Source organism: Actinosynnema sp., from assembly GCF_052038725.1.
On record NZ_JBQGCX010000532.1, the window covers coordinates 1 to 7,277 of the forward strand.

The window sequence follows — 7,277 nt, forward strand, 5'->3', positions numbered from 1 at the left end:
GGTTCGCCCCGGCCTTCGGCTTCGGCGCGAACAGGTCCCGCAGCTGCGTGAACCGCCGCCGCAGCCCCCACTTGGTGACCCGCACCAGCGCCTCGCGCACCACGTCGCCGCTCATCTTCGACTGCCCGATCTCCCGGTCCGTGAAAGTGATCGGCACCTCCACCACCCGGTACCCGCGCTCCACGGTCCGCCACGCCAGGTCGATCTGGAAGCAGTACCCCGCCGACGCCACGTTGTGCAGCTTCAGGTTCCGCAGCACCTCGGCCCGGTACGCCCGGAACCCGGCCGTGATGTCCTTGATCCGCGCCCCCAGCGCCAGCTGCGCGTACAGGTTGGCGCCCCGCGAGAAGAACTCGCGCTTCTTCGGCCAGTTCACCACCGCCCCGCCGGGCGTGTACCGCGACCCGATCACCAGGTCGGCGTCCGGCAGCGCGGCCAGCATCCGGGGCAGGTCCTCCGGCGCGTGCGACCCGTCGGCGTCCATCTCCACCAGCACGGCGTAGCCCCGGTCAAGGCCCCACCCGAACCCGGCGACGTAGGCGGCGCCCAGACCGGCCTTCTCGGTGCGGTGCAGCACGTGCACCCGCTCGTCGGCGGCGGCCATCGCGTCGGCGATCTCGCCCGTGCCGTCCGGGCTGCCGTCGTCGACCACGAGGGCGTGCACGTCCGGCAGGGCGGCGTGCAGCCGCTTCACGATCTTCCCGATGTTGTCCCGCTCGTTGTAGGTCGGGATCACCACCAGCACCGGCCCGAGCTCGCGGTCAGGCTGCGCCTGCTGGTCCGACATCCGTCTCCTCCTCGCCGCCGCCCGGTCCAGGGCGCCGGACGCTTTCCGTCGTCCGATCACGTTCAGTGCCGGGCTCGCGCCCGTGCCCACCGGGCCCGGTGCGGGCATCCCCCGCTCGGGCCACCGTCCAGGCCGAGGGGCAAGCCTAGTCCCTCCCCCGGTGACGGCCCCCGCCACCAGCGGGATCGGCGCGCCGCACCCCGCCCGCGACGCCGCCCGGCAGCACTGTACGCGCACGTCACCACCCGTTCGGCGCAGTGGTAGGCGTAAGCCGGGGAAAGATCGGGAACCCTGAGCCAGGAAATCGGGGTTGTCACCGATGCGGTGACCCCCGCCCGAGGAGAAGGTGGAGGCATGACGACGACGTTGAGCAGGCCGCGTGAGCAGAAAGTGATCGCCGGGGTGTGCGCGGGCCTGGCCCAGCGCTACGGCTGGAAGCCGAACACCGTCAGGTTGCTGTTCGTGCTCTCCTGCCTGCTGCCCGGCCCCCAGTTCATCATCTACCTCGCGCTCTGGATCATCATGCCCTCGCGCGGCTACTGACCAGCGCGGCCACGCCGTCGAGCACCCGCCGCAGTCCGAAGGCGAACGCGTGCTCGGCGTCGTGCGGGGCCCGGTGGGCGGCGCCCGCCGCGGCGCCCACCCGCACCGCCAGCGGGTAGCGCTCCTCGTCCAGCACCGCGGCCAGCGCAGGGCCCACCTCGGCCCACCACCGCTCGTCCCCCACGCCGGAGCCGGCCCGCGCGCGCTCCGCGGCCCCCCCGGCGCGCGCCGGGGGCCGCACGGGCCCCCGCCCCCGGGTCCGCACGGCGTCCAGCTCGACCTCGTCCAGGCCGATGCCGTCCACGGCGCCCAGCTCGTGCTCGTACTTGCCGATCGTCCCCGGCCCCAGCACCGCCCGGTGCAGCGGCGCGTCCAGCAGCCACGGGTGCCGCAGCAGCAGCGCCCGGTTGTCCCGCGCCACCGCCTCCAACCGCACGCGCCACCCGCCGCCCACCGGCTCGCGCGGCGTGGACGCGCTCACCGCGTCCACCATCGCCTCCACCAGCTCCGCCTTGCCCGGCACGTGCGTGTACAGCGACATCGTGCCCACGCCCAGCGCCTGCGCCACCCGCCGCATCGACAGCGCCGCCAGCCCGTCGGCGTCGGCCAGCGCCACCGCCGCCGCCACGATCCGGTCCACACCGGGCCCGCCGCGCCGGGTGGGCCGCGTGTCGGTGCGCCACAGCAGCGCCAGCACCCGCGCCGGGTCGTGCTCGTTGCTCACCGGGCCAGTCTGCCAAACCGGCCCGCCGGATCAGTCGGCCAGCGCCGCCCGGACGATCTCCAGCGCCTCCTGCGCGGTCAGCCCCTGCTCGCGCGCGGTGGCCGCGAACGCGCGCGCCGCCCCCAGCACCAGCTCCCGGCTGCGCTCCCCCGCCGCGCTGACCACCGTGCCCGCCCGGCCCCTGGTCTCGATCAGCCCGGCCTCCTCCAGCTCCCGGTAGGCGCGGGCCACGGTGTTGACCGCTATGCCCAGCTCGGCGGCCAGCGCGCGCACCGTCGGCAGCCGGGTTCCCACCGCCAGCTCGCGCTCGGCGATCCGGCGGGCGAACTGGGAGCGCACCTGCTCGTAGGGCGGCACGGGGGAGACCGGGTCGAGACTGATCACCGGTCGATAGTGGCAGAACGTCCGGGTTCCCCGTCACCCCGCACGCCGAAGCCCGCGTCCGGGACGGCGGCGCGGACGCGTCCCGGCTGCGACCGGGACGCCGGGACGGGGCGTGCCCCGACCGGATCACCCCGGCCCGCACGGATGGGGTTTCGCCCTGCCCCGCTCGGGGGAGTTCGGGGACGACAGCGCGTCCACCCTCGCCACGACGGGGTGGCCGGGGGCGCGCCAGGAGGAGGAAGTCGCCGCGTGAGCCTGTACGAGGGGTTCTCCGTCACCCACCGCCGCTACGTGCCGCACTCGCACGCCCGGCGCGGCGGCGGCCTGGTGGACCCGGCTTTCCCGCTGTCGCTGTTCGGCGAGGTCGCCGCCGAGCTGCTGATCCGCTCCGACGGCGACGAGGGCCTGTTCGACGGCTACACCTCGGTGGAGCTGCCCGCCCCGGTCCAGGCCGGCGACGTGGTGGAGGCCGACGCGACCCTGGTGCGGATCGGCAACCGGGCGCGGGAGGTCGAGTTCGAGGCGCGCGTGGTGTGCCGGGCCGCCCCGCTGCGCGGCCCCACCGCCGCCGACGTGCTGGAGCCGCCGCTGGTGGTGGCCAGGGCGCGCGGCACGCTCGTCGTGCCCACCCCGGCGGACTGAGCCAGGGGGCTAGGTCCGCCGGGCCGAGCGCGCCAACCGGTCCGCCAGCGCCGCCACCAGGTCGCGCAGCTCGTCCGGGCGCTCCACGGCGAACGGCAGGTCCAGCGCCGCCAGCACACCCGGCAACCAGTCCAGGCTCTGCACCCGCAGCTCCGCCCGGACCCACCCCGCGCCCGCCTCCCCGATCACCGCCACCGACGCGGGCAGGCGGGCGCGGACCTGCTCGGCGCTCCCCCCGATCCGCAGGACCACCTCGTGCCGGTGCGGGGCGGTCGCCAGCCCGGTCAGCACCCGCTCCACCGGGTCCCGGTCCGGCGGCGGGGTGAACGAGCCGGGCAGGGTCCGCGCGTCCGCGATCCGGTCCAGCCGGAACGTGCGCTCCTGCCCCACCGCCGGGTCCTCGCCGGTGACGTACCAGCGGCCCGCGTGGGCCACCAGCCCGTGCGGGTGCAGCACGCGCTCGCTGCGCCGCCCGTCGGCGGCCCCGTACCGGATCGACACCGGCCTGCGCCCCCGCACCGCGTCGGCGATCGTGAGCAGCACCGCCCCGTCGGGCCCGGCGCCGCCGTCCGCCGGGCCGGTGAACGCGAGCGACTCCAGCACGGCCGCCAGCCTGCGCCCCAACCGCTCCGGCAGCACCCGCCTGATCTTCGCCGCCGCCGTCTCCCCCGCCGCGCCCGCCGCCGTGGTCAGGCCCGTGCGCCGCCCGGCCACCAGACCCAGCAGCACGGCCAGCGCCTCGTCGTCCCCGAGCATCAGCGGCGGCAACCGGTAGCCGCGCGCCAGCCGGTACCCGCCGTACCGGCCGCGCACCGACTCCACCGGCACGTCCAGGTCCAGCAGGTGCTCCGCGTACCGGCGCACCGTGCGCTCGTCCACGCCCAACCGGTCCGCGAGCTCCGCGGCCGTGCGCACACCTCCCGACTGGAGCAGGTCCAGCAGGGCGAGCACGCGGGCTGTGGGACGGGGCACAACGGGCAATCATGCCCCGGATACCGGGCGGGTTCCGCCCGGTATCACTCCTAGCGTCCCTGCCACCGGCGCCGGACCCGGCGCCGCACAAGGGCGGAACCACCGTGGACTTCGCCTCGATCCGCGTCATCACCGCCGACGTCGCCCGCCTCGTCGGCTTCTACGAGCGCGTCACCGGCGTCACCGCGACCTGGGCCAACGAGGACTTCGCCGAACTGGCCGTCGGCGGCGCCACGCTCGCGATCGGCAGCACCCGCACCGTGGGCCTGTTCGCCCCCGGCTCGGCCCACCCGGCCGACAACCGCAGCGTCATCGTCGAGTTCCGGGTCGACGACGTGGACGCGCTCCACGCCGACCTGACCGGCGCGGTGGCCGGGTTCGTGACCGAGCCGACCACCCTGCCGTGGGGCAACCGCTCCCTGCTGCTGCGCGACCCCGACGGCAACCTGGTCAACCTCTTCACCCCCGTCACCCCGGAGGCGGTCGCCCGCTCCGCGCGGCGGTGAGGGGCGCGGGGCCGCCCCACACCGCCGGGGCGGCCCCGCGGGATCAGCCCCGCTCGTGGATCGTCCGCCCGCGCAGCACCGTGCGCAGGCACGTCGGCGCGGGCCCGTCCAGGTCCGGCAGCGCGGGCACCCGCGAGCGCGGGTCCAGTGACCAGCGCTGCACCCGGTTGTCCGGCGCCGTCACCGACAGCTCCCCCGCCTCCCACACCGCGTACGTCGCGGGCGCGCCCGGCTGCAGGGTGCCGGTGATGCCGTCGTCCACCCCGGCCGCCCGCCAGCCGCCCCTGGTGTGCGCGTTGAACGCCGCCCTCGGCGAGATCCCCGACCCGGCCGTGCGGTGGTGCACCGCCGCGCGCACCGCCGCCCACGGCCCCACCGGCGTCACCGGCGCGTCCGACCCGAACGCCAGGATCACCCCGGCCGACGCCAGCACCGAGAACGGGTTCAGCCCCGCCGCCCGCTCCACGCCCAGCCGCGTCGCGTACATGCCCTCCGCGCCGCCCCACTCGGCGTCGAACACCGGCTGCACCGACGCCACCACGCCCCACGAGGCGAGCTTCGCGGCCTGCTCGGCCGTCACCATCTCCAGGTGCTCCAGCCGGTGCCTGCGCGCCGCCAGCGCCGGGACCCCGACCTCGGCCGCCGCCCGCTCGAAGCCCTCCACGACCGCCGCCACCGCCGCGTCGCCGATCACGTGGAACCCGCCCTGCAGCCCCTCGCGGGTGCACGCCACCAGGTGCGCGGCCACCGCGTCGGCGTCCAGGTACAGCGCCCCGGTGGTGTCCGGCGCGTCCGCGTACGGGGCGTGCAGCGCGGCGGTGCGCGAGCCGAGCGCGCCGTCCGCGAACAGGTCGCCCGCCAGGCCGCTCACCGGCAGCCCCACCGGCTTGAGCGCCCCCCAGTACGCGAACACCTGCGGCCCGTCCTCCGCGGCGAGCAGGTCGGCCAGGTCGTCCCGGCTGGAGATGTCCGGACCCGCGCACTCGTGCACGGCCGCGATGCCCAGCGACGCCGCGTGCCGCAGGAACGCCGCCTGCGCGTCCCGGCGCTGCCCGGCCGGGATGGCGTCGCGGGCCGCGCCGCGCCCGTGGTGGTGGGCGGCGCGGGTGAGCGGGCCGTCCGGGGAGAAGCCCTCGGCGCCTTCGGTGCCCGGCGCGAGCGCGATCAGGGCGGAGGTGGCCAGCGCGGAGTGCACGTCCACGCGGGACAGGTACACCGGTCGCCCGCCCGCGGCCTCGTCCAGCTCGGCGCGGGTGGGCGGGCGCTGCTCGCTCCAGCGGGTCTCGTCCCAGCCGTGGCCCCACAGCAGGGCGCCGTCGGCGCGGCGGACCCGGTCCAGCAGCTCGGCGGCCGAACCGCAGCCGGTCAGGTCGAGGCCGGTGAGCTGGAGGCCCGCGGAGGTGGCGTGCACGTGGGCGTCCACGAACGCGGGGGCGACGAACGCGCCGTCCAGCTCGACCACCTCGGCGTCGGGGTGCAGCGCGCGGCCTGCCGCGTCCTGGCCGAGCCACACCACGACGCCGTCGGTGACGGCCATGGCGGTGGCGTCCGGGGCGGTCGGCGAGTAGAACCGGCCGCCGGTGAGAAGGGTGGTAGTCACGCCTGGTGAGTCTGCCCCTGCGCGGACGGCGGTCGCACGGCAGGTGCGGCCTGGGCGGCGCTCCGCCGCGGGTGGCGTGACCTGCGCCGCACCGGGTGGCGGGCCGGCCGTCGGGACGGGGCGCCGCGCACCGGCGGGGACCACCGGGGACGAGGGCGCGGCGTGCCGGACGCGGCAGCCGTTGTGGATCTAGCCTGGTGCTTCTGGGCTGGTTTGGTTCTTGTCTGTGGAGGGGCGGTTTGGTTTTGTTCCACACTGAAGGAATAAATTGGAATAAACCCCTGCCACGATCGGGCGACCCAGCGCGCCCCGCGCCCCCGCTCCGGTCAGCCTTGCCGCATGAGGAAACTCGTTCGCGCCCTCGTGACCTGCTGCGCAAGCCTCGCGCTGGCCGCAGGCCCGGCAGCCCCCGCCGCGATCGCCCAGCCCAACGGCGTCTACCTGGTCGAGAGCAGGATCGGCGACAGCACCCTGCTGCTCACCGCGGGCCTGCCAGGCAGCGCCGTCCCCGTCGCCAGCACCTCCACCAGCGAGGGCGAGCAGTTCTGGCTCGTCTCCCGCGTCACCGACCAGAGCTGGACCATCTACGACGTGCTCGGCGAGGACTACCTCGGCTTCGACGGCGGCAGCGGCGTCACCCTCGGCACCCAGCCCTACCAGTGGTTCATCGAGGAGGTGACCACCGCGAACGGCGGCTACTCGGTGATCGTCGTGCCGGACACCAGCCCGCGCCTGGTGCTCACCGTCGCCGACACCGCGGGCGCCACCCGCCCGCTGTCGCTGACCGCCGACGCCGACCAGGACTCCCAGCACTGGCAGCTCCAGTCGCTCAGCCGCTGAGCACTCCCCCGGCCCCCACCGGACCACAGCTCACCGCGTCAACCCCACCCGGTCCCCCAGCCACGGCAGCCAGCGGGTGAGCCCCGGCCCCCACACCTCCCACCCGTGCCTGCCGGGCAGCACCACCAGCTCCACGTCCATCCCCGCGTCCCGCGCCGCCGCGAACATCCGCTCCCCCTGCGCCCGGAAGTCCTCGTCCCCCGCCCCCACCACCAACCGCCCCCCCACCAGCGGGAACCAGGTCCCCCCCAGCACCTCGCGCCGGTTGACCCCCCCGAA

At 76.2% G+C, this 7,277-nt stretch carries 10 protein-coding genes; 4 read left to right on the forward strand and 6 right to left on the reverse strand.

The annotated features are described in order from the left end of the window. Positions 1–787 (reverse strand): polyprenol monophosphomannose synthase (locus ACTUAL_RS10695; RefSeq protein ID WP_440900141.1); only part of this gene is annotated, 787 nt, incomplete at its 3' end. Positions 788–1,141: 354 nt separating this feature from the next. Between ACTUAL_RS10695 and ACTUAL_RS10700 the strand changes: the two genes are divergently transcribed. After that, a complete protein-coding gene (locus ACTUAL_RS10700) occupies positions 1,142–1,330 on the forward strand; it encodes a PspC domain-containing protein (protein WP_096494322.1) in 189 nt (62 codons plus the stop codon). Here the strand turns inward: ACTUAL_RS10700 and ACTUAL_RS10705 are convergent. Next, positions 1,308–2,054 carry a TetR/AcrR family transcriptional regulator gene (locus tag ACTUAL_RS10705; protein WP_440900142.1) on the reverse strand — a complete coding sequence of 249 codons (747 nt, stop codon included), beginning with the start codon at positions 2,052–2,054 and terminating at the stop codon, positions 1,308–1,310. The two genes, ACTUAL_RS10700 and ACTUAL_RS10705, sit on opposite strands and share 23 nt — an antisense overlap. A gap of 30 nt (positions 2,055–2,084) precedes the next feature. After that, the gene (locus ACTUAL_RS10710) at positions 2,085–2,438 is read right to left on the reverse strand and encodes a GntR family transcriptional regulator (protein ID WP_096494318.1); all 354 of its coding nucleotides are present in this window, start codon (positions 2,436–2,438) and stop codon (positions 2,085–2,087) included. Positions 2,439–2,687: 249 nt separating this feature from the next. Between ACTUAL_RS10710 and ACTUAL_RS10715 the strand changes: the two genes are divergently transcribed. Continuing rightward, the gene (locus ACTUAL_RS10715) at positions 2,688–3,080 is read left to right on the forward strand and encodes an acyl-CoA hydrolase (protein WP_096494316.1); all 393 of its coding nucleotides are present in this window, start codon (positions 2,688–2,690) and stop codon (positions 3,078–3,080) included. Between the two features lie 9 nt (positions 3,081–3,089). Here ACTUAL_RS10715 and ACTUAL_RS10720 read toward each other — a convergent pair whose 3' ends face one another. Then, positions 3,090–4,052, reverse strand: coding sequence for a helix-turn-helix transcriptional regulator (locus tag ACTUAL_RS10720; protein ID WP_440900143.1), 963 nt, complete (start codon positions 4,050–4,052; stop codon positions 3,090–3,092). Between the two features lie 104 nt (positions 4,053–4,156). On the opposite strand from ACTUAL_RS10720, the gene ACTUAL_RS10725 reads away from it, so the two are divergent. After that, the gene (locus ACTUAL_RS10725) at positions 4,157–4,558 is read left to right on the forward strand and encodes a VOC family protein (protein ID WP_440900144.1); all 402 of its coding nucleotides are present in this window, start codon (positions 4,157–4,159) and stop codon (positions 4,556–4,558) included. A gap of 43 nt (positions 4,559–4,601) precedes the next feature. On the opposite strand, the gene ACTUAL_RS10730 is transcribed toward ACTUAL_RS10725, so the two are convergent. Then, positions 4,602–6,158, reverse strand: a complete 1,557-nt coding sequence (locus ACTUAL_RS10730) for an amidohydrolase (RefSeq protein ID WP_440900145.1) — start codon at positions 6,156–6,158, stop codon at positions 4,602–4,604. Between the two features lie 339 nt (positions 6,159–6,497). On the opposite strand from ACTUAL_RS10730, the gene ACTUAL_RS10735 reads away from it, so the two are divergent. Continuing rightward, a complete protein-coding gene (locus ACTUAL_RS10735; RefSeq protein WP_440900146.1) occupies positions 6,498–6,998 on the forward strand; it encodes a hypothetical protein in 501 nt (166 codons plus the stop codon). A 30-nt stretch (positions 6,999–7,028) separates the two neighbouring features. Here the strand turns inward: ACTUAL_RS10735 and ACTUAL_RS10740 are convergent. Further along, positions 7,029–7,277 (reverse strand): hypothetical protein (locus ACTUAL_RS10740; RefSeq protein WP_440900147.1); only part of this gene is annotated, 249 nt, incomplete at its 5' end.